General features: G+C 62.0%; 21 protein-coding genes. 10 read left to right on the top strand and 11 right to left on the bottom strand.

Annotated features, from left to right (window positions below; translation table 11 throughout):
* Positions 1–12 precede the first annotated feature (12 nt).
* The 5 genes from IPK17_RS07505 to IPK17_RS07485 all read right to left on the bottom strand — a co-directional run bounded on the left by IPK17_RS07505 (position 13) and on the right by IPK17_RS07485 (position 7,006).
* The gene (locus IPK17_RS07505) at positions 13–1,401 is read right to left on the bottom strand and encodes a sensor histidine kinase (RefSeq protein WP_343417062.1); all 1,389 of its coding nucleotides are present in this window, start codon (positions 1,399–1,401) and stop codon (positions 13–15) included.
* Between the two features lie 120 nt (positions 1,402–1,521).
* Entirely contained in the window at positions 1,522–2,436 is a 915-nt protein-coding gene (locus tag IPK17_RS07500; RefSeq protein ID WP_343417061.1) for a phosphotransferase family protein, read from the bottom strand.
* 390 nt (positions 2,437–2,826) lie between these two features.
* Complete coding sequence (locus IPK17_RS07495; RefSeq protein ID WP_343417060.1) at positions 2,827–4,722, bottom strand: SH3 domain-containing protein; 1,896 nt, start codon at positions 4,720–4,722, stop codon at positions 2,827–2,829.
* 199 nt (positions 4,723–4,921) lie between these two features.
* A complete protein-coding gene (locus tag IPK17_RS07490) occupies positions 4,922–5,620 on the bottom strand; it encodes a hypothetical protein (protein ID WP_343417059.1) in 699 nt (232 codons plus the stop codon).
* A gap of 513 nt (positions 5,621–6,133) precedes the next feature.
* A complete protein-coding gene (locus IPK17_RS07485; RefSeq protein WP_343417058.1) occupies positions 6,134–7,006 on the bottom strand; it encodes an acyl-[acyl-carrier-protein] thioesterase in 873 nt (290 codons plus the stop codon).
* 240 nt (positions 7,007–7,246) lie between these two features.
* Here IPK17_RS07485 and IPK17_RS07480 point away from each other — a divergent pair, with 240 nt between their 5' ends.
* The 3 genes from IPK17_RS07480 (at position 7,247) to IPK17_RS07470 (ending at position 9,658) form a co-directional block, all read left to right on the top strand.
* A complete protein-coding gene (locus tag IPK17_RS07480; RefSeq protein WP_343417057.1) occupies positions 7,247–8,560 on the top strand; it encodes an MFS transporter in 1,314 nt (437 codons plus the stop codon).
* Between the two features lie 125 nt (positions 8,561–8,685).
* Positions 8,686–9,333: a twin-arginine translocation signal domain-containing protein gene (locus IPK17_RS07475; RefSeq protein WP_343417056.1), complete on the top strand. Its 648-nt coding sequence runs from the start codon at positions 8,686–8,688 to the stop codon at positions 9,331–9,333.
* Positions 9,290–9,658 (top strand): SH3 domain-containing protein, encoded by a 369-nt coding sequence (locus tag IPK17_RS07470; protein WP_343417055.1) that lies wholly within the window; start codon positions 9,290–9,292, stop codon positions 9,656–9,658. The genes IPK17_RS07475 and IPK17_RS07470 overlap by 44 nt, the downstream gene beginning before the upstream one ends.
* 239 nt (positions 9,659–9,897) lie before the next feature.
* Here IPK17_RS07470 and IPK17_RS07465 read toward each other — a convergent pair whose 3' ends face one another.
* Positions 9,898–12,150 (bottom strand): VIT domain-containing protein, encoded by a 2,253-nt coding sequence (locus tag IPK17_RS07465; protein ID WP_343417054.1) that lies wholly within the window; start codon positions 12,148–12,150, stop codon positions 9,898–9,900.
* Positions 12,151–12,255: 105 nt separating this feature from the next.
* Between IPK17_RS07465 and IPK17_RS07460 the strand changes: the two genes are divergently transcribed.
* Positions 12,256–12,465: a hypothetical protein gene (locus tag IPK17_RS07460; protein WP_343417053.1), complete on the top strand. Its 210-nt coding sequence runs from the start codon at positions 12,256–12,258 to the stop codon at positions 12,463–12,465.
* Between the two features lie 55 nt (positions 12,466–12,520).
* Here IPK17_RS07460 and IPK17_RS07455 read toward each other — a convergent pair whose 3' ends face one another.
* Positions 12,521–13,333, bottom strand: a complete 813-nt coding sequence (locus IPK17_RS07455; protein WP_343417052.1) for an FHA domain-containing protein — start codon at positions 13,331–13,333, stop codon at positions 12,521–12,523.
* Between the two features lie 132 nt (positions 13,334–13,465).
* On the opposite strand from IPK17_RS07455, the gene IPK17_RS07450 reads away from it, so the two are divergent.
* Positions 13,466–14,080: a hypothetical protein gene (locus IPK17_RS07450; protein WP_343417051.1), complete on the top strand. Its 615-nt coding sequence runs from the start codon at positions 13,466–13,468 to the stop codon at positions 14,078–14,080.
* 408 nt (positions 14,081–14,488) lie between these two features.
* Here IPK17_RS07450 and IPK17_RS07445 read toward each other — a convergent pair whose 3' ends face one another.
* Positions 14,489–15,625 (bottom strand): M20 family metallopeptidase, encoded by a 1,137-nt coding sequence (locus IPK17_RS07445; RefSeq protein WP_343417050.1) that lies wholly within the window; start codon positions 15,623–15,625, stop codon positions 14,489–14,491.
* Between the two features lie 80 nt (positions 15,626–15,705).
* Between IPK17_RS07445 and IPK17_RS07440 the strand changes: the two genes are divergently transcribed.
* The gene (locus IPK17_RS07440; RefSeq protein WP_343417049.1) at positions 15,706–16,209 is read left to right on the top strand and encodes a pyridoxamine 5'-phosphate oxidase family protein; all 504 of its coding nucleotides are present in this window, start codon (positions 15,706–15,708) and stop codon (positions 16,207–16,209) included.
* 224 nt (positions 16,210–16,433) lie between these two features.
* On the opposite strand, the gene IPK17_RS07435 is transcribed toward IPK17_RS07440, so the two are convergent.
* Positions 16,434–17,552 (bottom strand): pyridoxal-phosphate-dependent aminotransferase family protein, encoded by a 1,119-nt coding sequence (locus IPK17_RS07435; protein WP_343417048.1) that lies wholly within the window; start codon positions 17,550–17,552, stop codon positions 16,434–16,436.
* A 123-nt stretch (positions 17,553–17,675) separates the two neighbouring features.
* Between IPK17_RS07435 and IPK17_RS07430 the strand changes: the two genes are divergently transcribed.
* From IPK17_RS07430 to IPK17_RS07415, 4 genes are all read left to right on the top strand, one after another.
* A complete protein-coding gene (locus IPK17_RS07430; protein ID WP_343417047.1) occupies positions 17,676–18,635 on the top strand; it encodes an ABC transporter permease in 960 nt (319 codons plus the stop codon).
* A gap of 39 nt (positions 18,636–18,674) precedes the next feature.
* Positions 18,675–19,808 (top strand): substrate-binding domain-containing protein, encoded by a 1,134-nt coding sequence (locus IPK17_RS07425; RefSeq protein WP_343417046.1) that lies wholly within the window; start codon positions 18,675–18,677, stop codon positions 19,806–19,808.
* Positions 19,809–20,029: 221 nt separating this feature from the next.
* A complete protein-coding gene (locus IPK17_RS07420; RefSeq protein ID WP_343417045.1) occupies positions 20,030–21,523 on the top strand; it encodes a sugar ABC transporter ATP-binding protein in 1,494 nt (497 codons plus the stop codon).
* On the top strand, positions 21,520–22,461 hold the full coding sequence (locus IPK17_RS07415; protein ID WP_343417044.1) for an ABC transporter permease: 942 nt from the start codon (positions 21,520–21,522) through the stop codon (positions 22,459–22,461). The genes IPK17_RS07420 and IPK17_RS07415 overlap by 4 nt, the downstream gene beginning before the upstream one ends.
* Positions 22,462–22,934: 473 nt before the next feature.
* On the opposite strand, the gene IPK17_RS07410 is transcribed toward IPK17_RS07415, so the two are convergent.
* Together IPK17_RS07410 and IPK17_RS07405 are read right to left on the bottom strand one after the other, a co-directional pair.
* Positions 22,935–23,405, bottom strand: coding sequence for an MBL fold metallo-hydrolase (locus IPK17_RS07410; RefSeq protein ID WP_343417043.1), 471 nt, complete (start codon positions 23,403–23,405; stop codon positions 22,935–22,937).
* Positions 23,402–23,683: an MBL fold metallo-hydrolase gene (locus IPK17_RS07405; RefSeq protein WP_343417042.1), complete on the bottom strand. Its 282-nt coding sequence runs from the start codon at positions 23,681–23,683 to the stop codon at positions 23,402–23,404. Before IPK17_RS07405 ends, IPK17_RS07410 begins: the two co-directional genes overlap by 4 nt.
* Positions 23,684–23,685: the final 2 nt, after the last annotated feature.

The raw sequence follows: 23,685 nt of genomic DNA, 5'->3' as shown, positions 1-23,685 counted from the left end.
GCCGCTCCCAACCTACCGGGAGCGGTCGCGTCGCGCATTCTTGACCGTGAACCAGAACGTCGCGCCGTGACCGAACTCGCTCTCGACGCCGATTGTGCCGCCCTGCGCCTCGACCACGCGCCGCGCAATCGCCAGCCCCAGCCCGGTGCTCTTCTCACCGTTGGTGGGCGTGGCGGAGAGGCGCACAAAGTCTTTGAACAGCAGCCCCTGATCTTCGATGGTCAGCCCCGGCCCTTGATCCTGCACCTCGACGCGCCACATGCGCTTTTCCGCCCGCGTCCGCACGGTGATGGTGCTGCCGGGCGGTGAGTATTTGACCGCGTTAGAGATCAGGTTATCGAGCACCTGCGCCAGCCGGATCGGGTCGGCGAACACGCGCCCCGGAGCAAGGTTATCCAGTTGGACAGCGCTGTTTTTCGCCTCCGCCAAGCGGTGATGGCGGATGGCCACTTCGCGCAGAAAGCTCGGCAGGTCGATCTCGACGGGCAGGAGCGTGAAGCTGCCCGATTCGATGTGCGACACATCCAGCAAATCATTGAGCAGGTTCATCATGTACTGCGCCTGATTATCGATCTCGCGCAGCATGGTGCGCCGATCCTCTTCGGTCAGGTCGAAGTCCGGGCTGGTCATCAGCGAAGTCGCCATGAGGATGTTGCTCAGCGGGTTACGCAGATCATGGGCGGCGATGCCGAGAAACGAGTTCTTGAGCTTATTCAAGTCACTAAGTTCGTCATTTTTGTGTTCCAGTTCCAGCTTTTGCGCTGATAGTTCCGCGACCAACTGACCTTTTTCCACCATCACGGACAACTGTCCGGCGATCTGCTGGAAGACCTCGACGTGCGCGTCGGCGTAGGTGTGGGGCGTGCGGCTGGAGAAGAACATGAAGCCGACCGCCTCGCCATTGGCGATCAGCGGGCAGGTGAGCGACGACCGGATGCCTTCGTCGAGGATCAGCCGGGTTGAGGCGGAGTTCGGCTTATGAGCGAAATACGCTTCCAGATCGTTGATAATGCGCGGCTGCCCGGTGAGCAGGATTTGTTCGAGCGTGCTGCCCTCGAGCTTGGCGGCATAGCCGCGATCCAGCAGCAGCGGCGTGTACTCCGCCTGCGCCCAACGCGCGCGCACGACCGTCCCCTTCTCCTCGATGAGCGAGAAACCGATGCGCTCGTAGGGGATGAGCATTTTGAAATCCTGGTAAACGCCATCGAGAATGTCGTCGAGGAACAGCCCCTCGTTGACACGCGCGGTGATGTGCATGATCGTTTGCAGTTCGCGGTAGCGGGCTTCGAGATCGTGGGTGCGCTGCTGAATGGCGCCGCCTACCCGCGAAAGCTCCAAACTGGAATGCGCATACCGGCTGCTGCGGGGGGTGCCGATGTTGGGACTGTCATCCGCCGACATTATCAACTTTGCTTTCGAACTCAGGAGCGTTGTCGAGATATTTCGAAGTCATAACTTTATATGAAAAACGCAGCGGGATAAACGTGTCCTTACTCATATCAAACCCATGATACTTTACAGCTACGGTGCTGCGAACACGCGCTGCGCCTGCACGACAAATTCGCGGTGCTGCGCGATCATGCGCTGTTCGGTGATGGCATCCAGCCCCCACGCGCTCAATTTATGCGCCGCGCGCAGCGCCGCCGCCAGATCCCAGAAGGCGAGCACGACGGGAGCAAAGGGGTCGTGCTGCCGGTAGGCTTCGGTGAAGGCCGTCATGTGCTCCACGCCGAACTTCCACAGCAGCTCCAGGCGCGCGTTGCCGACATCGGCCAACGGGTCGCCAAGGCAGGCGTCTTCCCAGTCGATGATCGCGGCTAAGCGTCCGTGCTGCCAGATGAGATTCCCCGACCAGAAATCCCCGTGCAGCAGGGCGAGCGGCCGCTCCTCCAGCAGCGCCAGATGCGCGCTGAGCAAAGCGCGTACGTGCCCTTCCTGCAGGGTTTCGTCGAGCTCTGGTGGTGGATGGGCGAGTTTGTGCCGCAGATGCTCGGCGGCGTGCGGCAGAAAGGCGAAAGCGGCGGGGTCAGCGGCGTGGACGCGGCGCAGCGCGGCGGCGACCTGCTGCGCAAAGTCGGGCACGGCCGCCGGGTACGCTTCCGGCGCACCTTCCACAAACTGCACGACGATGTAGGGCGTGGAGAGGATGCGGTTCGTTTCGTCCGCAAAGTAGGGGCGCGGGGCGGCGACTCCGTGCGCCTGCAACCGTGACAGCAGCCGGAACTCGTCCGCGGCGATATGCGGGTTCTGCGCCCGATCCGCCGCGCCATGCTGCCGCACGACTACTTTTTCGGCACGCCCATCCGGCAGCGCGAGTTCGAGGAGATGCACCTCCGCCGCCGATCCACCGAGCAGGGGCGCGGCGTGCCGGAGCTGCGCCTGCGGATCAACGCGGCGGGCGATGTGTTCAAATGGCGTGCGTACGTGCCCGTTCATGTCAACAGTATAGCGCGGAAATGTGAGCTGGATGCCGTTTCAATCGACCCCCCCCCCGGCCCCCTGTCAGGGGTAGGTTTTTAATTGTAGGCGAGGCATGCCTCGTCCTCCTGTGCTCACACCACCATCACATCCGTTAACCCACCTCTTTTGCTTGCACGGACAACCGATCTGTTACCTAATCCAGAAGAAAAACCGGACGAGGCATGCCTCGTCCCTACAGGTTCTTTGGCGAAGAAAACGGTGTTCGATGAGGAAGCATGAAAAACCTACCCCTGATAGCCCCCAGCCCCTCCCCTCTGACTTCAGTTCACGGCAGGACAGTTTTAATGTTTCGACGCCGTCTTCTCGGAGACGACACCCGCTTAATCGCGTCCGCCGTTTTTAACCTCACCCCGTCACGGGGAGCGCGGCGCAGTTCCCGGTCGCGGTGACGAGGAACGCAGCCACCCACCCGCCTTCGACCTGATACCAGTTGTTTTCGCCGCTGCGCCCGATGGCGGGCGTCGCGCTGAACAATTGCCCGATCACGCCCGTATACGTGCCATCCGATTCCGGTTGGCTGCGCACATTGACGAATAGGTTGACGGGGGTGACCTGACATGCGCCGCTGGCAGCGGGCGGCGCGCCTTCGGGGATGGCATAGGCGCACCCCGGCGACAGGCTGACCTGATCGGCGCTGATCCACGCATTCGGCGTCAGGCCGAACGTGCCGAGGCGCAGCCAGCGTCCGGAATTGGTCTGCACGGCTTCCAGCGCGGCGAAGCGATCACCACCACCCGCGAGGAATAATGGATCGGCGGTGCTTTCGGCGGCGGGATACGCGGCGATCCCATCGGTGATCACGGTGGCGATGCACTGCAGGCGTTCGCCGACCATCCCCGGCGCTTGCGCGAGGAAGATCGGGCAGCCCGCCGAGAGGGTTGTGCTGGTCGCATTGACCCAACCCAGTTCGCCGCCATGCAGCAGGATGCGGTACCAGTCGCCGCTGCTGCCTGTCGTGCGGGAGACGACCAGCAAACGATCACCGGTGATCGTCTGCGCCAGCACTTGATCCGGCGTGGACGGATTGCGGGCAATCACGGTGGGCGCGGTGACGCTGGCGACGCAGTACGGCGTGCGGAAGCCCGCGTTGAGGCGCGGCGTGTTCGAGAAGCTCAGGACCGCCTCACAGCCCGGCGAATAGGGATTCTGGCGCTCAGCGATCCAGCCGTCGGGCGTCACGCCGAAAGTGGTGATCTGCAGCCAGCCCTCCCCGTCGATCTCGATGCGATTGCGGATCGCGTAGCGGTCGCCGACTTCCACGCCGAACACGCCCGTTTGGCCTTCCGGTTCGATGACGGCCTGCCCGTTCACGCCGATGCTGGCAGAGCAGGTGGTGTCGGTAGCCGTCGGCGCGGGCGCGAGGAAAGCCGCGCAGCCCTCAGTCAGCGTGCCGCTGCTGGTGGGGATCCAGCCGAGCGTCGTCGCATTGATCAGCACGCGGGCGAGCGTGCCGAGTTCGCTGGCCGTCTGGGAGAGCACGAGGTACGTCTGCCCCGGCAGATACTGCGCGCCGTAGGTGAAGTCCGGCACGAACGCGGTGATCAGGTTGCCCTGTGCGGTCGTGGTCAGCGTGCAGTAGGGGAAGCTGAGCGGGTTCTGATCACCGCCGCCCGCTTCGTTGAGCGGCAGCGAGGCGCAATCGCCCGTCGTCTCGACCACCGACGCGGCGACCCAGCCATTGGCAATGCGGAACCAACTGCCGTCGCTGGTGCGCGCGACCGCCGGGGTCGGCAGTGTGATCTGCGCGACGACGGTCGCATCACCGCCGTCGGTTGAGGGTTCACTGCGCACGTTGCTCACCCCGCCGTTGGGCGTGAGGATGCAGCTCGGCGGCGTCGGCGTCGCCCCGGTGATCGGGGCGGCGGCTCCGAGCGGGGTGGCGGTAGCGAGCGGGGTCGCGGTCGGCATGGCGCGTGTGTCGCACGCGACGATCAGCGCGCCGTCCACGGAGACGCGCACGTTGAAGTCGCCGCTCGTAAAGGTGATGATCACGTTGTAGAACACCACTTCCGTCCCCAAGTCCGAACCACTGATGACCGGGCAGCCGAGCGATGAATTGCGGCTGCGCTCCAGCGTGTAGCGCCACGTGAGCGGATCTTCGGTCGTGTTGAGGTTGGCTTGCGCGGTGCGCAGAGCGGTCTGGAACAACGCGTCGGGGATATTTTGAGCGAGCGTGGATGAGAAGGGCAGACAGAACAGCAGGAAAAGTACGAACAGCAACGCGGATTTGGTTACGCGCACAGGCAGCTCCTTTTGGGTGGCCGATAGCGATACTCTGATAGTATGCCATAAGGGACATGCGCGTACAGCGGTAGAAAGTCTAGCGGGGTTGTGCCGGGACAGCCCGTTCTTGTACAGGCTGGCTAGCGTATAAGTCGAGGATCAGCGGTCGGGACGCAATGGCGCGTCCCGACACGGAAAGAACTTGAGCGGAAGCGCTCTAGCCGCCGAGCGCCGTGAGCGGAATCCAGATCCGGTTGGCGTTGCAGTCGATCCAGACCTGCGCGAAGTCGCCGCTGGTGTCGGTCACGTACCAGTTGCCCGCCGGGAGGCTGAACGACAGGAGCGTGCCTAAATCCGGTTCATAGTAGGCGGGCGCGCCGAGCGGCACATTGCGAATGGGCGTTCCGGCGGGGAGCGGATCGATGCACGAGCCGGGAGCACCGCCCAAAATGATGTCGCCCACACCGTTCGCGCTGAAGTTGTAGCCGGGGGTGGTCTGTGACAAACTGTCGTCGAAGATGACAACGTAGTATTGTGTGCCCGCTGTCAAATTGACGTTGTTGAGCGTCGTCGGGATGCTGCCAATATTCGCGGCCGCGATGCAGTTGCCCAACGCCGCCGCCGGGTTGAAACCGCTGTTCATAATGTAAATGCTGGAACGCGTACCCGCCCCGCCCGTGCTCGCGGTGCTGAAGCTGTACGCGCCCGTGACGGTCACAGTGAAGGGGAAGGCGTCATAGCGCACTTGGGTCACCCCCTGCGAACCACAGTTGGGTGTCGAGATCGTGACGACCGCCATCGTCGGATCGCCAGCGAACGTGCCGCTGAACGATACCGACCCTGCAAACACCGCGCCCGCGGTCAGGCTGAGGATAATCAACAGCAAAGCGATGCCGAAGAAGAAGCGCATTTTCATCGATACAACTCCGTACGCTGCAAAATAGAATTTAGTATGTTTAATATATAACTAAAAATGGAAATTTTATTTCAAATTTTTGAAATGTATTATTTTTCATACACATTGAGATATTGTATGCAGGTGAACCGGATATTGGGGCTGGCAGCTGATTGTGGGGATCGCCTGTCTGCGCTCCGCTGAGCTAAGCCAATGACCGTTTGCCAGCCAAAGGACAAGGCAGGCCGGTGAGTACGGAGAAGGCCGTGAAAACGGAATGCCTGTCGGTCTTGGGAGTTTGCGGACGCGATCAATCGCGTCCCTACACAACCACGCTTTTCTCGTAGGGACGCAATTGATTGCGTCCGCTGTCCCCCAAAAGAAATTATTCTACGTCGCGATTGGCCTGCCTTGGCCTGTTTTGTCGTATTTCGGACACTGGCTTGATACCCGACCACACGCATAGATATAGCTACCCCTCTCCCACGCCAGCGGGGAGAGGGAAGAACAGCTAAATACTGCTGTGGTGAGGGACTAGCTTTCGGCGATGTGGGTCTGAAAGGCGGTGATGAATTCCGGGTTGACGCGCATCAGGCTGCCCGTCTGCACATTGACGAACACCCACAACGTCTGCGCCTGCGCGATCACGGCGCCATCCGTGGCGCGGGTGATGATGTAATGACGCGTGGCGCTCATGCGGCGCACATCGGAGAGGAACGTGCTGATCGACAGGTCTTCGCCCAGCACGGCCTGCTGGCGGTACTCAATGCGATGCCGCCGCGCGACCACGCCGAAACCCTGCGCGCGCATCTTCTCGACATCCCAACCGAAGTGCCGCGCCGCGCGAATGCCGCATTCTTCCATGTAGTTGAGATACGTCGCATTGTTGACGTGCCCCGCGCCGTCGATATCACGCCATTCGACCATGCGGTTCATGGTGTACAGGCCCGGCGGCGGGGGCGGCGCGGCGGGGAACTTGTCGCGCGGTTCGGCTTCGATGCCATCCGGCGCGAAGGCGGCGATCATCTCGTCGGGCACGCTGACCGGGCGGCCGTTCGTCCGATCCAGATACACCCAGTCCGTCGCCGCTTTGGCGATCAGTTCGCCGGAGTCGACGTGGCGGAACTCGTAGAAGCGGCGGGAGCGCACGCGGCGGAAATCACCCACCCACGTCGTGATTTCGACCGAGTCGCCGTAGACCAGCGAGCGCAAATACTCAATATCCGTCTCGCGGATCAGCCAGAGCGTGCCCATCTGACGGTAGCGCGCTTCGTCGTAGCCCACGGCGGCGGACGCGTCGAAGGCGGCTTGTTCCATATAGCGTAAGTAGTTCGCGTGGTTGACGTGCCCGTAGGCGTCGCACTCGTAGTGACGGACGCGCAGGGTGGTTTTGAATTGGGCTGGCATAGTGACCTCAAATCGTTACAGGGCAAGTGTACCGCAATTTGAACAAAAGGCGGCAGGTCGCGTAGAATCTGTGAACAGTTTTCTTAGCAGACTGGGCGCTTACCTCACCCCGTTTCGCTGCGCTCAACCGCCCCTCTCCAGAGGGTGAGGGGCAAAAGCCGAACGCTACAGTCTCTACCCCCTGAATTCGGCGAGGGGATGGGAATGGGTTCGGACAAGGGGTGGTTTGAAGGGGGATGCATGCGGAAGTTTACGATTGTGTGGCTCGGGCAGGTCGTGTCGCTGCTCGGTTCGGCGATGACGCAGTTTGCGCTGACCATCTGGGCGTACGAGCTGACCGGGTCGGCGACGGCGCTGGCACTGGCGGCGTTCTTCGGCTTTGCGCCGGGCATCATCTTCAGCCCGTTCGCGGGTGCGTTGGTGGATCGGTGGGATCGCCGTTTGGTGCTGATGCTGAGTGATCTCGGCGGCGGGCTGGCGACGGTCATGCTGTTTTTGCTGTACAGCGCGGGCAACCTGCAGATCTGGCATGTGTATCTGGCCGTGGCGATTGCCGGGACATTCGCGTCGTTCCAGTGGCCCGCCTACTCCGCCGCCATCAGCCTGATGATCCCCAAGGAGCAGTATGGCCGCGCCAACGGCATGATCAGCCTCGCGGAGTCGCTCTCCGGCGTGGTCGCGCCCGCGCTGGCGGCGGTGCTGCTGGTGGGCATCGGTTTGCGCGGGGTGATGCTCATCGACATTGTGACCTTCATCGTAGCGATCAGCGCGGTGCTGGCCATCAGCATCCCCAAGCCGCCACCGAGCGCGGCAGGTGCCGAGGGCAAAGGCAGTCTGCTGCAAGAGGCGGCTTACGGCTTCCGCTATATCGCGTCACGGCGCAGTCTGCTCGGCTTGCAGCTGACCTTCTTCTTCATCAACCTGACGTCGACGTTTTCGGCGGTGATCACCGCGCCGATGCTGCTGGCGCGTTCCGGCAGTGACGAAACCGTGCTGGCTTCGGTGCAGTCGCTCGGTTCGATTGGTGGCATCGTCGGCGGGCTGCTCCTCAGCACTTGGGGTGGCCCCAAGCGGCGCGTTCATGGCGTGCTGTTGAGCATGGTCGGCATCAGTTTGTTGGGCGAAGTGGTCATGGGCTTGGGGCGCACGGTGCTGGTGTGGAGCGCCGGGGCGTTCATGATCAACGCGCTCCATCCCATGTTGAACGGCTCCAATCAGGCGATCTGGCAGGCGAAAGTTGCGCCGGATGTGCAGGGGCGCGTGTTCGCCGCGCGCCGCATGATCGCGCAGATTTCCGCGCCCATCGCCATGATTCTCGCCGGGCCGCTGGCGGATCGCGTGTTTGAACCGGCGATGCGGGAGGGCGCCGCGCTCGCGCCGATCTTCGGTGGGCTGGTGGGCACGGGGCCGGGCGCCGGTATGGGACTCATGTTCGTGATCTTCGGGACGCTCGGGGTGCTGGTCGGCGCGTCGGGCTATCTGTTCCGCGCTATTCGTGACGCCGAGACGCTGCTGCCCGATCACGACGCGCTGCCGACGGTCAAGTCGGTGTAATGTACCTTAATCACAAAGATAATAAATTGATGAGCGGCGCAATCAAGAGTCATCTGGTCGCAGGCCAGCCGACGAAAGTTTGACAACATCACATGGGGTGATGGTCAACTAATTGGAGGCTTCTTATGGCTCATCTATCACGCCGCGCGTTCCTCAAGGGGAGCGCTGTTACAGCCGGGGCATCGGTTCTGACGCTCAACGGCTTATTCGGTTTTGGTACAGTCTTCGCCCAAGATGGTGGTGACGATCCGCAGTTGATGCTCAATATCGCCTGTACCGCCGAAACGTTTGCCTGCACACACTATTACAATGCGCTGCAAAATGCAGAGGCATTGGCATTGACAGCGCAAGAACAGAACTGGCTGCGTTCCTTCCTCGATTCGGAACTGAAACACAAGCAGTTTTTGGAAGCCAACGGCGCAACATCGCTGGCGACTGTTTACTTGGTCCGATGGTCTGTTCACAGATCGCGCCCTGTTCACCGCCACCAGCAATACCGCGGAAAATTGGTTTGTCGCGGCGTACTTAGGGCAACCCGTCGCCTGGCTGAACTCGGCAACTCGCTGTTTGCAGCGACCACCGCTCAAGTGGCGGCTGTCGAAGCCGAACATCAGGCATTGATCCGTTTGATGGGCGGACTGCAGCCCTCGTTCCAGACGGCGAAAGAACCGCTGTTCTTCAATCCGTCGGAAGTCGTGCCGTACTTCACCCCCTTCCTTGAAGGCGGCGATGGCTTTGTCCGCCCCCTTCCCCGGCGAAGATGCAATCAGTGAAGAAGTTGGCGATGCTGGCGTGATCAACGTGCCTGTATTCCTCAACTTGACGATGGGTACGGCGGCAATGGCTGAAGCGACCCCCGAAATGTCGGCAACGGACGGCGCGTGCATGGTAATGGGGCGCAATACGCGCATCCGTTCGGGCGCTGGCACCGACTTTGAGCAGGTTGGATCACTGGCAACAGGCGATACGGCCGAAGTCACGGGTCAAACGACCGATGCCAACGGTTTCACATGGTATCAAATTTCGCAGGGCTTTGTGCGCGGTGATGTTGTAACGCTCACTGGCAACTGCACGGCTATCCCGATGGTAAGCATGTAGTGTGACAACTTGCTTCTTCTCTCCCGGGCTCCTCTCCTGAGAGGTTGAAGGCTAGACTTGAAGCTGGTCATGGTGGAAACAAACGGGCGACCGCTGGGTCGCCCGTTCGTTTGGATCGAGTTGAGGGATTGAGCATCAAGCTGTGCCCCTCAACCCCGATCCCTCAGCCCACGCACACGGGGAACGGGGGTGTTGGCGCCCCTCCCTGAATTCGGGGAGGGGCTGGGGGTGAGGTTGCTTTACTCCGGCGTGACCTCGTAGGCGACCCCGTCGAGCACGACGACGACCGCGTCGCCGAGCGCGAAGTACTCGGTGAGTTCCGGATGCGCCGTGAGCAGATCAAAGTAGGCATCGCTCAGGAAGGCGACCTTTTCGGTCGTCATCGTGTCCGGCTCGAAAGTGGTATCCGTCCAGACCGTGCCTTGCAGGATGAACGTCTTGCCGCCGACGGTCTGGATCGGGTTGACAGGCGCGGCATTGCTGCCGGGATCCGCCGCATACAATTCCGGCGCGACCTGCGTGCCCAACGGGGTGGGCGTCCCCAGCATTTGCAGCACCGGAGCCGGGGCTTCTGCCGCCGCCAGACCGCCCGCGAGATCCGCCGCGTCGACCGCTTCACCACCGGACGCCTGCCGCAGTGCGCCCGCTTCGAATTCGCCCGCTGCTTCTTCCTGCGCCTGCCGCGAGAGGATATCGTCTTCGGTGATCAGGAAGCTGGTGTAGGGCGTGATGATGCCGTAGCGCACGCTCAAGCGGATAATGCTGTCGACCAATTCCTGATTTTCGCCGTTCAAGCGGATGTTGTTCAGCAGTTCGCCGATGCGGCGGGTCGCCCACAGCCGCGCGATGAACGGTTCACCACCCGCGAGATCGGGGAAGTCCATACCGTCATAGACGAAGGTCTGCACTTCAGCGCCGACCATGCCGGAGAGTGTCACCGCGAGGTCGTCCGCCGAGCCGCGGTAGCGCCCAACGATGGTCATCTGCGTGCCCGCGAACAGATCCGGCAGCGGCAGTTGCGGGTAGACCGTGTCCACCGTCAGCCCGTCAATGTTGAGCGTGATGTCGGTCAGCACGGGCGCGCTGATCTTGTTGAACAGGCTGGCGACTTCTTCGTCAATGCGTTCGCTCGGACGCACATAAGACGACGTGCCGCGGTTCTCCTGCACGATGGTGTCGAGGAGCTGCGTGTCGACGTCATCGCCGACGCCAAAGGCGAAGATGCGCGCATTGCTCGGGGCGGCGTTCTCGACGTTGTCGAGGATGCTCTGGATGTTGGTTTCGCCTTCGGTTGGCAGACCGTCGGTCATGAACAGGATGGTTGCCGGACGTTCGCCGACCATGTCGAGCGCGGTGGTCAGCGCGCCGTTGATGTCCGTGCCGCCTTCCGCCCACTGGGTGTTGATCCAGTCGATGGCTTGCTGCGCCACATCGGGCGATTGCAAATCGTTGGCGAAGATGCGCCAGCCCGTGCTGAACAGGATCACGTTGAAGCGGTCCTGCTCGTTGAGGTTATCCAGCACGTAAGCGGCCGCTTCGCGCGCCTGATTCCACTTGTCGCCGTCCATGCTGCCTGACTGATCGAGCACGACGATGATGTCCCGCGGCACGATGCGATCCTGCGGCAGTTCCAGCGGCGGCTGCACCATGAGCATGAAGAAGCCGTCTTCGTTGGCGCTCTCGCGATAGGTCAGCAGGTTGACGCTGATCGTCTCGGAGGCCACGCCCCAGTACAGGCTGAAGTCGCCTTCCGGCACATAGCTCGACGCTTCGAACCCGGCGCGGAAGCCGTTCCCGTCGCGGCTGAGCGCGATGTTGTGGCTCGGCGAATAGATCGAGCCGATGGGATCGTCGCTCTCGACCTGCAGGCTGATGCTCACGCTGTCGATGGCGCGGCGGCTCATGATGTGCGTGACATCCAACGGATAGACGTAGTGCAGCAAGCCGTTGTCAATTGCCAGCGGTTGGGTATAGGAGAGCTGAATGCGGCGCTTTTCGCCCGGTGGAATCGGGAAGACGTTGGCCTGCACCGCCTGTGTGCCGACATATTCGAGCAGCGCGGGGTCCCGGTATTGGCGCACGATGGCGTCGTAAATGCCGCGCGCTTCGGTCGCGTCGAGGATGCGCGCTTCAATCGGCGTCTCGTTGATGTACATGATGAGTTGATCGACGGCGGCGTCGGCGGGCAGCGGGAACAGGAACGTCCCTTCGGCGAGACCGTTGCCCTCGTTGACGAATTCGAGCTCAATCGACGTGCGCGCGATCTGATCGGCAATCGTCACGGCGACGCGATGAAAGTCAATTTTCAGCCATTCGGGATTGGTCGATACGCCGCCCACCCACGGAACCGGGGTGATGACGCACGGCATGATCTCGCAAATCGCGTCTGGCGGGCAAGGAGGGGGTGGCGGGCAATCCACCTGAGCGGCGGCGCTTCCGACGAGACCAAACAGGGTGAGTAGAGCCAAACTGAGGAGCAATATGCGCTTCATGATCAAACCTCCGTGTATTCTGAAGATTAGACGTCAACCGGATAAGTTTGGTTCCACACATGTTCTCGGTATAATGAATCGTACACAAATAGATTGGGGGCGGAGATGAATAACGACTTTTACGAGCGGGAACGGCGTATCGAACAGGGACGCGAGCGGGCACAGAATCAAAAGCACCAGACGCTCGAAACCTATAACCTTGAGCAGCAGGAAGCGCATCACGGGAATGTTCCCGATCCGAAGTTGTATGACGTGGATCCGCCCGCGCCGGGGCTCTTCGCCCGCCTACTGAAACTGCTTGGGCTGCGCAAGTAGCCAATAAAAAAGCCGCACTCGACCGAGTGCGGCTTTTGATTTAGGCTGATCAAACTTAGGGGATTTGCACCACGACGAATACCGTGTTGCCGATTTGCAGGCGGGTGCCGTGCTTGAGCAGCTTCGGCTTGTTCTCTTGCAGCAGCACATTGTCGATGAACGTGCCGTTACGGCTGCCGAGATCTTCCACGTACAGCTTGGCCTGGCCGCCTTCCTGCCGGACATCGAAGCGGCAGTGGCGCGTGCTGACGTAGTCGTCGTGCCGCAGGCAGATATCCGCGCCGCGCGACCGACCGAGCACATCGCCGTGCAGCAGCGGGATCGGCAGCGAATCTTTCGGCATTTCAAACGCCAGCATGAAGCGCAGCACCGTGCTGGCGCGGTGGGCGGGCGGGTTCTCCATCAGCGCGCCGGAGAGGCGCAGCGGATGATGGTAGATCGACGGGATGGAGGCCGACGGCCCCGACAGCGTCCGGTGCGGCGTGTCGTAATCATCATCAGCGGGGAGCGGGCCCGTGCCCGCGGTGAACATCGACTTACGATCGATTGGTGTGGCAAACGCATCATGCCGACCGGCCATCTGGACTGTTCCCCCTTCCATGTGTCCCACATTGTTGATGATTTGGGTGCTGAATTCAGTTGAGAGCGTCCGGGCCGCGCGCTTCCCCGTATGTGTGAGCAAAAACTCGCCATCGTTGTTGGTGATCAAGCCATTGACGTGGAGTTCGCGCAGGGCAGTGTCGAGCGAACCTTCGGTCAACTGGCAAGCTTCACGGAGCGCATGCTTCGTGCGTTCGATCTGACGCTCAGTCTTCAGCAAGCAGACCAAGATATCTTCGGAGTCTGGGGAAAGCACGGACTTGCTCATCAGCATAAATCCATTTCGTCTCTAAGTCTCTAACAAGACTAAAACAGAATTTCACGAAAGATCCATAAGGCTTATGGGAACAACAGCCATGACTCGATTATGATGAGGGAAGAATGCACCTGGAGTCGACACATGGCCGCAGAGAATTACGAAAAAATTCAGAAATTTCGCCAGGAAGTCCAAGAAAAAATCGATAACTTGCTCGGCGAATTCGCTGATGGCAAGGTGAGTCGCGAGCAGTTCCACGCCCTGTACGCTCATCAGACGCTGAAGCTGCAGTTTGCGCTGGAAGCCCTGCGCAGCGGCAGCACCACCTTGATCGATGGCTCGACCGGGGAAACCATTGGCATCCGGCAGTCGCATATGGGCAAGGCGATTGGGCTGATGATCTATCACAACAAGACCGGGCGCTTCGTCGACACGCTGGGCTCGTTTGACGTGCCGCCGCCGCGCATCGCGCCGATCCTCAACGATTTTTCGCAGCTGATGGACGCTAACCGTCTGATTGATCGGCGGGTGCTGAAGGTTGGGGAAAAACAGTGGCTGCTGTTCGCGGCGGGGCGCTACACGACGGTCGTCACGCTGTTCCACAATGAACCGTCGCCCGAACAAAGCCGCGAAATCGAGCGCTTGCATCACGATTTCGAAGTGGCGAATGCTAACCTGCTGGCGTCGACGCAGTTCGACAACACGCGGCTCGCGTATCCATTTAATGTATTTATTCAGCAGAAGATCAAGCGTGGCTAGGTCGTCATCATCCATCGGTCAGCTCCCTGATTGACCGCGGCGCGCTCCGCCAGCTTCATGGATTGGGGCGCGCTTTTTGTCCGGGCATAACGTGTTAATCGGAATGAGCCATAGGGCGAACCTGTTCGTTAATCATTGCAGCCCGGTCAGCGGCTGTGGAGCGACAGAGATCAGGTTCTATTAGTGATATTCGTCATGGTACACTGACAAATCTACAACAGATATTCCGAAATATCAACTTCATTTCATATTACAATCGAAAATTTCGCTGCACTGAACTAAAGTAAGTTCGCGGAAATCTCGGTGTAGGGGCAGACCGATGTGTTCTGCTCGATCTTTCCGCACGTGGGGCGGGGTTGCGGTGTCCGATAAGCTGCTTGAGCCATTTGCGCATCGTGTTAGCGGCAGCTAGATGCCCCACCAGCGTTGATAGAACCGCGCGGCCTGCTCCAACTCGCTGATAGCGACCCATTCCACGTCGCGATGAGCCTGATCGATGGAACCGGGGCCGAACAGCACGACTTCGTTGGCCAAGCCGCCATAGGCCCACGCATTCGACGCATACGGCGCGACCGTCGGCGCGCGCCCCGACCACGCGGTGATCTGCTCGACCAACGGTGAATCCGGCGGTTGATAGAAGGGGTGGAGCTGATGCAGCCACTGTGCGGTCACAGGCAACGGGCAGTGGCTTTGCGCAATCTCGATGATCCGTTCGCCTTCCACCGCGGGATCTTCACCCGCCGTCAGACGGCGATCCACATTGATGGTGCAGCGATCCGGGATGATGTTGTGCGCCTGCCCGCCGCGGATCATGGTGACGCTGAGCGTGCCGGGGCCGAGCTTCGACGTGGGCGGCGTGGCGATCAGCCGCTGATGCTCGTTCATCAAGGCGCTGATCACCGGAACCGCCGCCGTGATCGCGTTTTGTCCGAGTTCCGGGCGCGCGGAATGCGCCGCCGTGCCGCTGATTTCCAGCACCAGCCCAACCGAGCCTTTGTGCCCGTGCACCGCGCCGCACAGCGTCGGCTCGGCAACGATCAGTTGATCCAGCTTCAGCCCCTGCCGCCGCACCCAGTCCCGGCAGACCGCCGCGCCATGGGCTCCGGTCTCTTCATCAGAGGTGGCGCACACCAATAGATTGAAGGGCAGCGGGATCCCCTGCTCGCGCACGCTCTCCAGCAGCGTCAGCACGATGGCGAGCGAAGCTTTGGTATCGACGGAGCCGCGGCCATACACGCGCCCATCCGCGACGCGGCCATCAAAGGGATCGCCGATCATCGTCTCCACGCCGACGGTGTCGAGATGCACATCGACTGCCAGCCAGCGATCAGATGTGCCGCTCCACACGCCGTAAATGTTGGGGCGACCGGGATACACATCTTCCGCCTCGACCGCTGCGCCGAGCTGCGCAAACCACCCGGCGACCTGTTCGGCGTAACGGGCTTCACTGCACGGGCCGGAACGCGGCCCGGCGTTCGCTGGCCCGACGCTGGGAATCTGCACTAGGCGCGTCAGCCATTCGACGATGCGGTGGGTTGCGATCATGATCTTGTCCTTGTATTGCAGCATGCCTGTAAACATGCAACAATTTGTGCACGTGCTTGAGCGAACAGGAGAACTGAATAATGGCTGAACGGAATCTGCCTGAATGGATGGGTAAGCATCGCGGCCTCACCCCGGAAGAACTTGCCGAATTTCTCGCCGGACCCGTCGTCGCGCGCATTGCCACCGTCGATGAGTTTGGGTTCCCCTATATCACCCCGGTCTGGCAGGAATGGCGCGAAGGGGCCATGTATATAATTCCCCGTGAGAAAACTACTTTTGTCAAACATCTCAAAAATAATCCGAAAGTTGCCGTTTCCTGCGCCCTCGATTCGGGCACGTACACCCGCATGTTGATGCGCGGCACGGCAGAAATTCTCGCTGGCCCCGTCATCATGGACGGGCTGATGCTCGAAATCGCGCAGCGCATGTCGATTCGCTATCTGGGTCCCAACGGGCCAGAATACCTGACGGGCAGTCAGGATCGACCGCGCTACCTGATCCGCGTCGCGCCCACCGCCGAGCACAAGCTGATCACGTGGGACGGCGTCGAATGGGCGGAAAAGTACCTCAACGAAGCGAAATAGCGCGGTGAATTAACTCGTTCTGGTAAACGCTCCACCACTCGCAACCCCCCTCCGCTGCTGGCGTGGAGGGGGTCGCACGGCCGTGGCGCCCCCCTACGCCCAATTCAGGTCGGATTGCTCGCTCAACCCCCCCTCCCCCCCCGGGGAGAGAACCCACCCCCCCCCCCCCCCCCCCCCCCCCCCGCCCGGGGGCGGGGGCGGGCCCCGCGGCGGCGCGGCACGAATTACCCCTTGATCGCTTGTTCCGCCATGAACGCGCGCAAGGCCGCGATCAGATCGTCGATGTGGGTCTCGTTGACCGCGCCGCCCATGTGCCCGATGCGGATCACCTGCTCTTTGAACGGGCCAAACCCAGTCGTGATCTGCAAGTTTTGCTCGCGCAGCACGTAGTCGCGGATGGTGGTGGAGCGCACGCCCGGTGGACAGTAGGCCGCGGTGATGGTCGCCGCCATTTGCTCGGCGGGGACGAACAGCGGCAAGCCCATCTCCGTCAACGCACCGCGCAGGTGATCCGCCAGCCCCTGCAAGCGCGTCCGCCGCGCGACCACGCCTTCGCGCAGCAGCGACCGGAGCGCCACGCGCAGCGCCAACACCAGCGAGGTCGGCATGGTCACAGGGAAGGGATGCCAGTCCGCCCAGTTTTCGACGAACCACTGCCAGCGCTTGAGATCGAGATACCAGCTGCGCGCGGTGTCGTCCGGGCGCGCGCTGATCTTCGCCCACGCGCGGTCGCTGACCGCCACCATGCCGAGTCCGGGCGGCGCGCCGAGCGCCTTCTGCGACGCGGTCACGCACAGGTCGATACCCCATGCATCGACCGGGAGATCGGCGGCGGCCAAACCCGTCACCGCGTCGACCAGCACGAGCGCGTCGGAGTGCGCGTGCACGGCTTTGACGATGGTCTCAATCGGGTTGAGCACGCCCGTCGAGGTTTCCAGATGGATGACCGCCACGCCGACGGCTTCCGGATGCTGCTTGAGCGCCCCGAGAATCGCTTCCGGGTCGAGCGGCTGGCGCGGGTCGCCGACCACTTCGATCACCTTGACGCCGTTGGACTTCAGGATGTCGCGGCAGCGTTCGCCGAACCACCCGTTGTTGCCGACGATGACCGTCTCGCCGGGGAGGAAGGTTGAATGCGCGGCGGCGTCGACGGCCAGGCTCCCCGAACCGGGCAGCATATACACCCGCCCGGTCGTTTCGTAGACCGCTTGCAGCAAACTGATCGTTTCATTATGGACTTCCACCCAGGCGTCACCGTAGTGCGCTTGCACAGGTTGCGCGAGGATGGCCAACACTTCCGGTTCAAGCTCGACCGGGCCGGGAATCAGCAGACGGGGGGGCATTGGAATAAATACTCCTTCCATTGGACTGCCGTGCAATAATTGTTGCAGTAGTATGCCGCCTATGTTACACTCATGTCCAGAATCCACGCTAAACCAATGTCAAATGCTAAGTGAGCGCGCCCGATGGTCGCAACCTCGACTTTAAGCTCAGCCTTCTCTCTGCGCCGATTTGTCATCCGCTACGGCGTTTATGTGTCGCTGGTCGTGCTGCTGATCGCTGCGCTTCTGCTCACACCGAATCTCTACAGCGAACAAACACTCACCGTGCTGCTCAAACAGTCGGCGCAGCTCGGACTGATCGCCATCGGGCAGACGCTGGTGCTGCTGGTCGCCGGGCTGGATCTCTCGGTCGGCGGCGTCATCTTCCTGACGTCGGTGGTGATCGCGCGCGTCAGCAATGGTGATGATGCGCAGCTCCCGGTCGCCATTGGCCTCTCGTTTCTCCTGAGCGCGGTCATCGGCGTGGCCAATGGTCTGCTCATCACCAAACGCAAAATTCCGCCGTTTGTCGCCACGTTGGCGATCTTCATCCTCGTGCAGGGCGCGGTGCAAGCCTATACGCGCGGTGTACCGGGCGGCTTCGTGCCGGAAGGTCTGAGCGTCGTCAATCAGTCGGCGGGCTTCATCTCGATCCCGGTCGTGCTGTGGCTTGCGCTGACCGCTGTGTTCGCGTTTGTGCTGCGGCGCACGGCCTTCGGTCGGCGTTTGTACGCGGTCGGCAGCAACCCGGTGACGGCCAATCTCTCCGGCCTCGCGGTGGATCGCTTCAAAGTGGCCGCGTATGTGCTGTGCAGCTTGCTGGCGTGTGTGGCGGGCGTCGTGCTGACGGGCTACGTCGGCTATGTGGATCGCTTCATCGCCAGCGGACTCGATCTCGATGCGATTGCGGCGGCGGTGGTCGGCGGGACGCTGTTCACGGGTGGCCGCGGCAGCGTGCTCGGGACGCTGGCGGGGGTGCTGCTCATTCAGGTGTTGAGCACGATGGCGCTCCTGCTCGGCCTGTCGATCCAGACACAGTTCATCATCAAAGGTGTGGTCATTCTGGCGGCGGTGGCGCTGTACAGCCTCGCCCGCGCAGATTAAGCCTAAAGCAGAATTAGTGTTCACTGGAGGAGATTTACGATGAAGAAGTTGGTGTTGTTAGCCTTGGTCGGCGTGATGCTGCTGGGCGCGAGCGTGTTCGCGCAGGAGGCCACGCCCGAACCGTTCACGGAGGAGCAGATCGCGGCGTCACCGTATCTGCAAAGCGTACTCACCCGTCAGGAAACCATGTACGATACCAGCGCCTACGCGAAGGAAGGCCCGTACCGCATCGCCCTCGCGGCGCAGGGGACGAGCAACTCGTGGTCGGCGCTGTTCGATGAACATGCCCGCTGGTATGCCGAAGAACTCGGCCCGGACGTGATCGGCGAACTGCTGTACGCGGACGCGCAGGCGAGCGCTGACATTCAGGTGCCCCAGGTCGAAGATTTGCTCGCGCAGGAACCCGACGCGCTGATCCTCGTGCCGATGGGCGCGGCGGCGCTCTCCGCCCCGGTCGAACGCGCGATGGCGCAGGGCGTGCCGGTCATTCTGTGCGCCAGCACCGTCGATACCGATAACTTCGTGACCGAAGTCGGCACGAACCTGTATGCCAGCGGCGCGTATCTGGCGCAGTATCTCGTCGATCAACTGGGCGGCGAAGGCAGCGTCGTGCTGATGGCGGGCATCCCCGGCGTCACCACCTCGGACGTGATGCAGCAGGGCGCGGAAGCGGTGTTTGCGGCCAACCCCGGCATTACCGTGCTCGATGTGCAGCCCGGCAACTGGTCGACGGCTGAAGCCAAGACCATCATGGAAACGTGGATCGCGCAGTACGGCGATGAGATCGACGGCGTGTGGTCGGGCGGCGCGCAGATGTCGCAGGGCATCGTCAGCGCGTACCTCGACGCGGGCGCGGCCATCCCCCCGATTGGCGGCGGTGAATTCGGCAACGGCTTCCTGCGTCTGGCGCTCGAAAATGACATCAGCTATGCGGCGTGGCAGTACCCGAACGCCATGGTGACGCTGTGCATGGACACCGCGCTGGCCATCCTGCGTGGCGAACCCGTCCCGCGCTTCATCGACTTCCAGGACTCGATCCCCAACACGCAGAACTTCACCGACGCTGAAGGCGAAACCTACTTCAACCCGAATTGGAGCGATGACGTGTTTGGCCCGATCCTGTTCCCGGAAGAACGCCTCGAAGCCCTCGGTTTCGTGGTCGCAGGCAGCTAAAAGCATCACGGTGTAGGGGCAAGGGATGAAGTCATTTCAGAATCGGCCATCTGTTTAGCCTCACCCCTAAATCCCCTCTCCCTTGGGAGAGGGGACTTGAAGAATACGGCTCCCCCTCTCCGTTCGGAGAGGGGGTTGGGGGGTGAGGCTGTGAAATCGCCACAGGCCTTGTCCCGACGAGAGCCAATCCACTTATCCGAACCCAAACGAAACTACCGCCCATGACTGACAGCATTCTGGATATGAAGCACATTTCCAAAGCGTATGCGGGTGTGCCCGCTTTACGTGATGTGTCGTTCACCTGCGTGCGCGGGCAAGTCCATGCGCTCGTCGGGGAAAATGGCGCGGGCAAATCCACGCTGATCAAGATTCTGGGCGGGGCGGTGCAGGCGGACAGCGGCGAGATCGTCTTCAAAGGGCGGACGTTCGCCCATCTGACGCCGCGCCTCTCGCTGGATATGGGCATCAGCATCATCTATCAGGAATTGGCGCTCAGCCCGTATCTGACGGTGGCCGAGAATATCTTTCTCGGACGCGAACCCAACCGCGGCGGCGTGATTCAAGTGCGCCAACTGCGGGCACAGGCGGCAGAACTGCTGGAACGGCTGCATGTGCACATCGATCTGGAGACTCCGGTCAGCGAGTTGACCGTCGCCAAGCAGCAAATGGTCGAGATCGCCAAGGCGCTCTCGCGCAATGCCGACCTGATCGTGATGGATGAACCCTCGGCGATTCTCGTCGGCGAAGAACTGGAACAGCTTTTCCGCACGATCAAATCCCTGCAAGCTCAGGGCGTGACCATCGTCTACATTTCGCACCGTCTGGACGAGGTGTTTCAGGTCGCGGACACGATCACCGTGCTCAAGGATGGCGCGGTCGTCGGCAGCCAACCGCGCGCGGCGCTGTCACACCGCGAACTCGTGCAGATGATGGTCGGGCGACCGCTCGAAGAAGTCTACCCGCCCGCCATCGGTCAGCGCGGCGCACCCGTGCTCACCGTCGAAAACGTGTCGAACGCGCGCCTCAAAGACGTGAGCCTGACGCTGCACGCCGGGGAAACGCTCGGCATCGCCGGGATGGTCGGCTCGGGGCGCACCGAACTGGCGCGCGCGATCTTCGGCGCTGACCCGGTGACGCGCGGGCGCATCCTGATCAACGGGCAGACTGCCGCGCACTTCAACCCCGCGCAGGCGATCAAGAATGGCGTGGCGCTCGTGCCGGAAGACCGCAAAGCGCAGGGCTTATTCACCGCGCTGCCCATCCGCCAGAACATCACGCTGCCGATCCTCAAACGCCTGTCGCGCGGTGGAATCGTGCAGATGAAGCAGGAAGCGCAGGTCGTCAACGCGGCGCAGCAGACGTTGAGCATCAGCATGGCCAGCGGCGATCAAGAGGCGCAGTTTTTGAGCGGCGGCAACCAGCAGAAAGTCGTGCTGGCGAAATGGTTGGAAACGCGCCCGAGCGTCATCATCATGGATGAGCCGACGCGCGGCATTGACATCGGCGCGAAATTCGAGATTTACCAACTCATGCGGCGCTTGAATGAGCAGGGTGTCGCCATCCTCATGATCTCGTCGGAACTGCCGGAAATCCTAGGCATGAGCGACCGCATTCTCGTCATGCGCGACGGGCAGATCGTCGGCGAACTCGCCCGCGCCGACGCGACCGAACAGGCAATCATCGAACGAGCCACCACCGGAGCAAGCGTAGCATGATCACACGACGATTCTTGCGCCAGAACGGGCGCATTTTTGCGGTCTACGGGCTGGTGATCGTCATGGTGCTGGTGGGCGTGTTCTTCACCGAGCGCTTCGTCTCCGAACGCAACCAGTTCAATCTGCTGCGGCAGATGGCGTTTCTCGGCGTGGTGGCGCTCGGGCAAATGCTGGTGGTGCTGACGGGCGGCATCGATCTCTCGGTCGGGTCGCTGGTGCGCGTGTCCGTGTTGGTGTCGGCTATCCTGATGAACGGCGAAACGGCGAACACCCCCCCGGCCATCCTCATCACGCTGCTGATCGGCGCGGGCATTGGACTGGTACATGCCCTGCTCATCAACCGCCTGAATATCAGCCCCTTCATTGTGACGCTGGCCTCCTACGTCATTTTGCGCGGCGTCGCGCTCACCATCTCGACGTCGCCCATCGGCAAGGCCAGCCGTGAAGCGCTCACCTTCTACGACCAGAAGATCGGCCCGTTTTCCGTGCTGTTCGTGCTGTTCGTGATCCTCGTCATCGCGCTGATTTTTGTGCTGCGCCGCACGATTTTCGGGCGTTACGTGTATGCGGTTGGCGGCAATCAGGAAGTCGCGCGTTTGTCCGGCATTCCGGTGCAGCGCGTGCGCTACGGGGTGTACATGCTGTGCAGTCTGCTGGCGTCGGTGTGCGGCCTGATGTGGCTCAGCCGCATGGGCGTGGGCGACCCGGTGATCGCCGATGGGCTGGAACTCACCACCATCACGGCGGTGATCATCGGCGGCACGAGTCTGTTTGGCGGACGCGGGAGCGTACTCGGCACGGTCGGCGGCGTGCTCGTGCTGGCGATCCTCGCCAACCTGATGGTGCTGCTCAACGTGCAGCAGCAGTATCAGGGCTTGATCGAAGGCGTGGTGATCGTCGCCTCGATTGCGCTCTACAATCAGGAAAACAAGAACTAAACCTCCCCGCATCCGAAATGCGTCTGTAGGTAACCTCACCCCGTTTCGCTGCGCTCAACCGCCCCTCTCCAGAGGGCGAGGGGCAAGGGCACGGCGGGTAGTGTCCCTCTCCCCACGGGTAAACAAGGGGTGAGGAGAGTATTTTCCCAAATCCGAAGACTTCCCCCGTTCCTCGCGGGGGGGGGGGGGGGGGGGGGGGGGGGGGGGGGAACCCCCCCCCCGGGGGGGGGGGCGGGGGGGGGCGCCCCCCGCCCCCACCCCCCCCCCCCCAGGGAAAACCCGGGGGGGGGGGGCCCCCGCCGGGGGGGGGGGGCCAACCCCGAGGAAAGGGGGGGGGGGGGGGCGGGGGAGCTTGGGCCCGCCCGATAAATCGCGTCCCTACGACGACAAATTTGGTTGCGCGAACAATGTTGGCTCCCCTCCCTGAATTCGGGGAGGGGTTGGGGGTGGGGTCGAATGCTGGGGACTTCACATCACAGCAGATTCGGCGGGACGCCCAACTGCCGGAAGCTGTTCGCCGCCTGCTTGACGTGATCGTGCCCGCCGCTCAGCGAGATTTGCAGGTGACCGGGCAGCAGCGCGTCAAACGCCAGCTTCTCCACCTTGAACACGCTGGTCGCATACGCATCGATGCGGCAGTCGTGGATCGTTTGCAGCAGAATTTTCCCGCCCCAGAACACGAGATCCGCGCCAAGCAAATAGGTGCGATCTGACCCCGCGAAGTGAAAGCTCAGGTGACCGTCGCTGTGACCGGGCGTTTCGTAGGCGGTCAGCGCGAGATCGCCTACCGTCACGACTTCCCCTTCGACGAGTTCGCGGTCGACGCGGCAGGGTGGCAGGGTGAAATCGGCGGGGTAGAACCCGGCTTGCTTGGCGACATCGAGCGAGACCGCGTGTTCGTCGCCCGTGCGGATCACCGGGGCGGAGAAGGCCGAGGTGATCACCTCGACATCCAGCCGCGCGGCTGCTTCGAAGCAGCCGCGCCGACATGATCGCAGTGGTAATGCGTGAGGATCAGCTTGCGGATGCGCCGCGGATCAAGACCGTCGGCGCGGATGTTGTCCAGAATCGTGTCAAAGTCGCGCCCTAAGCCGAGGCCGGGATCGACGAGCGCCAGCTCGCTCCCGCCGTCGAGCAGGTAGACATGGCAATCGAGCGCCCCCGAGATGCCAAAACCAAAGCGACCGCCGCCGACCACATAAACGTGGGGAGTGAGTTTCATAG

The organism is Candidatus Flexifilum breve (genome assembly GCF_016713355.1).
Note: the sequence above shows the minus strand (reverse complement) of the source record. Positions and strands in the feature narration are given on the sequence as shown.

What these genes read in the sequence shown, in the direction of transcription:
- IPK17_RS07505 (WP_343417062.1), bottom strand. Translation starts at nt 1,401, where the DNA reads ATGTCGGCGGATGACAGTCCCAACATCGGCACCCCCCGCAGCAGCCGG.
- IPK17_RS07500 (WP_343417061.1), bottom strand. Translation starts at nt 2,436, where the DNA reads ATGAACGGGCACGTACGCACGCCATTTGAACACATCGCCCGCCGCGTT.
- IPK17_RS07490 (WP_343417059.1), bottom strand. Translation starts at nt 5,620, where the DNA reads ATGAAAATGCGCTTCTTCTTCGGCATCGCTTTGCTGTTGATTATCCTC.
- IPK17_RS07485 (WP_343417058.1), bottom strand. Translation starts at nt 7,006, where the DNA reads ATGCCAGCCCAATTCAAAACCACCCTGCGCGTCCGTCACTACGAGTGC.
- IPK17_RS07480 (WP_343417057.1), top strand. Translation starts at nt 7,247, where the DNA reads ATGCGGAAGTTTACGATTGTGTGGCTCGGGCAGGTCGTGTCGCTGCTC.
- IPK17_RS07475 (WP_343417056.1), top strand. Translation starts at nt 8,686, where the DNA reads ATGGCTCATCTATCACGCCGCGCGTTCCTCAAGGGGAGCGCTGTTACA.
- IPK17_RS07470 (WP_343417055.1), top strand. Translation starts at nt 9,290, where the DNA reads ATGGCTTTGTCCGCCCCCTTCCCCGGCGAAGATGCAATCAGTGAAGAA.
- IPK17_RS07465 (WP_343417054.1), bottom strand. Translation starts at nt 12,150, where the DNA reads ATGAAGCGCATATTGCTCCTCAGTTTGGCTCTACTCACCCTGTTTGGT.
- IPK17_RS07460 (WP_343417053.1), top strand. Translation starts at nt 12,256, where the DNA reads ATGAATAACGACTTTTACGAGCGGGAACGGCGTATCGAACAGGGACGC.
- IPK17_RS07455 (WP_343417052.1), bottom strand. Translation starts at nt 13,333, where the DNA reads ATGAGCAAGTCCGTGCTTTCCCCAGACTCCGAAGATATCTTGGTCTGC.
- IPK17_RS07450 (WP_343417051.1), top strand. Translation starts at nt 13,466, where the DNA reads ATGGCCGCAGAGAATTACGAAAAAATTCAGAAATTTCGCCAGGAAGTC.
- IPK17_RS07445 (WP_343417050.1), bottom strand. Translation starts at nt 15,625, where the DNA reads ATGATCGCAACCCACCGCATCGTCGAATGGCTGACGCGCCTAGTGCAG.
- IPK17_RS07440 (WP_343417049.1), top strand. Translation starts at nt 15,706, where the DNA reads ATGGCTGAACGGAATCTGCCTGAATGGATGGGTAAGCATCGCGGCCTC.
- IPK17_RS07435 (WP_343417048.1), bottom strand. Translation starts at nt 17,552, where the DNA reads ATGCCCCCCCGTCTGCTGATTCCCGGCCCGGTCGAGCTTGAACCGGAA.
- IPK17_RS07430 (WP_343417047.1), top strand. Translation starts at nt 17,676, where the DNA reads ATGGTCGCAACCTCGACTTTAAGCTCAGCCTTCTCTCTGCGCCGATTT.
- IPK17_RS07425 (WP_343417046.1), top strand. Translation starts at nt 18,675, where the DNA reads ATGAAGAAGTTGGTGTTGTTAGCCTTGGTCGGCGTGATGCTGCTGGGC.
- IPK17_RS07420 (WP_343417045.1), top strand. Translation starts at nt 20,030, where the DNA reads ATGACTGACAGCATTCTGGATATGAAGCACATTTCCAAAGCGTATGCG.
- IPK17_RS07415 (WP_343417044.1), top strand. Translation starts at nt 21,520, where the DNA reads ATGATCACACGACGATTCTTGCGCCAGAACGGGCGCATTTTTGCGGTC.
- IPK17_RS07405 (WP_343417042.1), bottom strand. Translation starts at nt 23,683, where the DNA reads ATGAAACTCACTCCCCACGTTTATGTGGTCGGCGGCGGTCGCTTTGGT.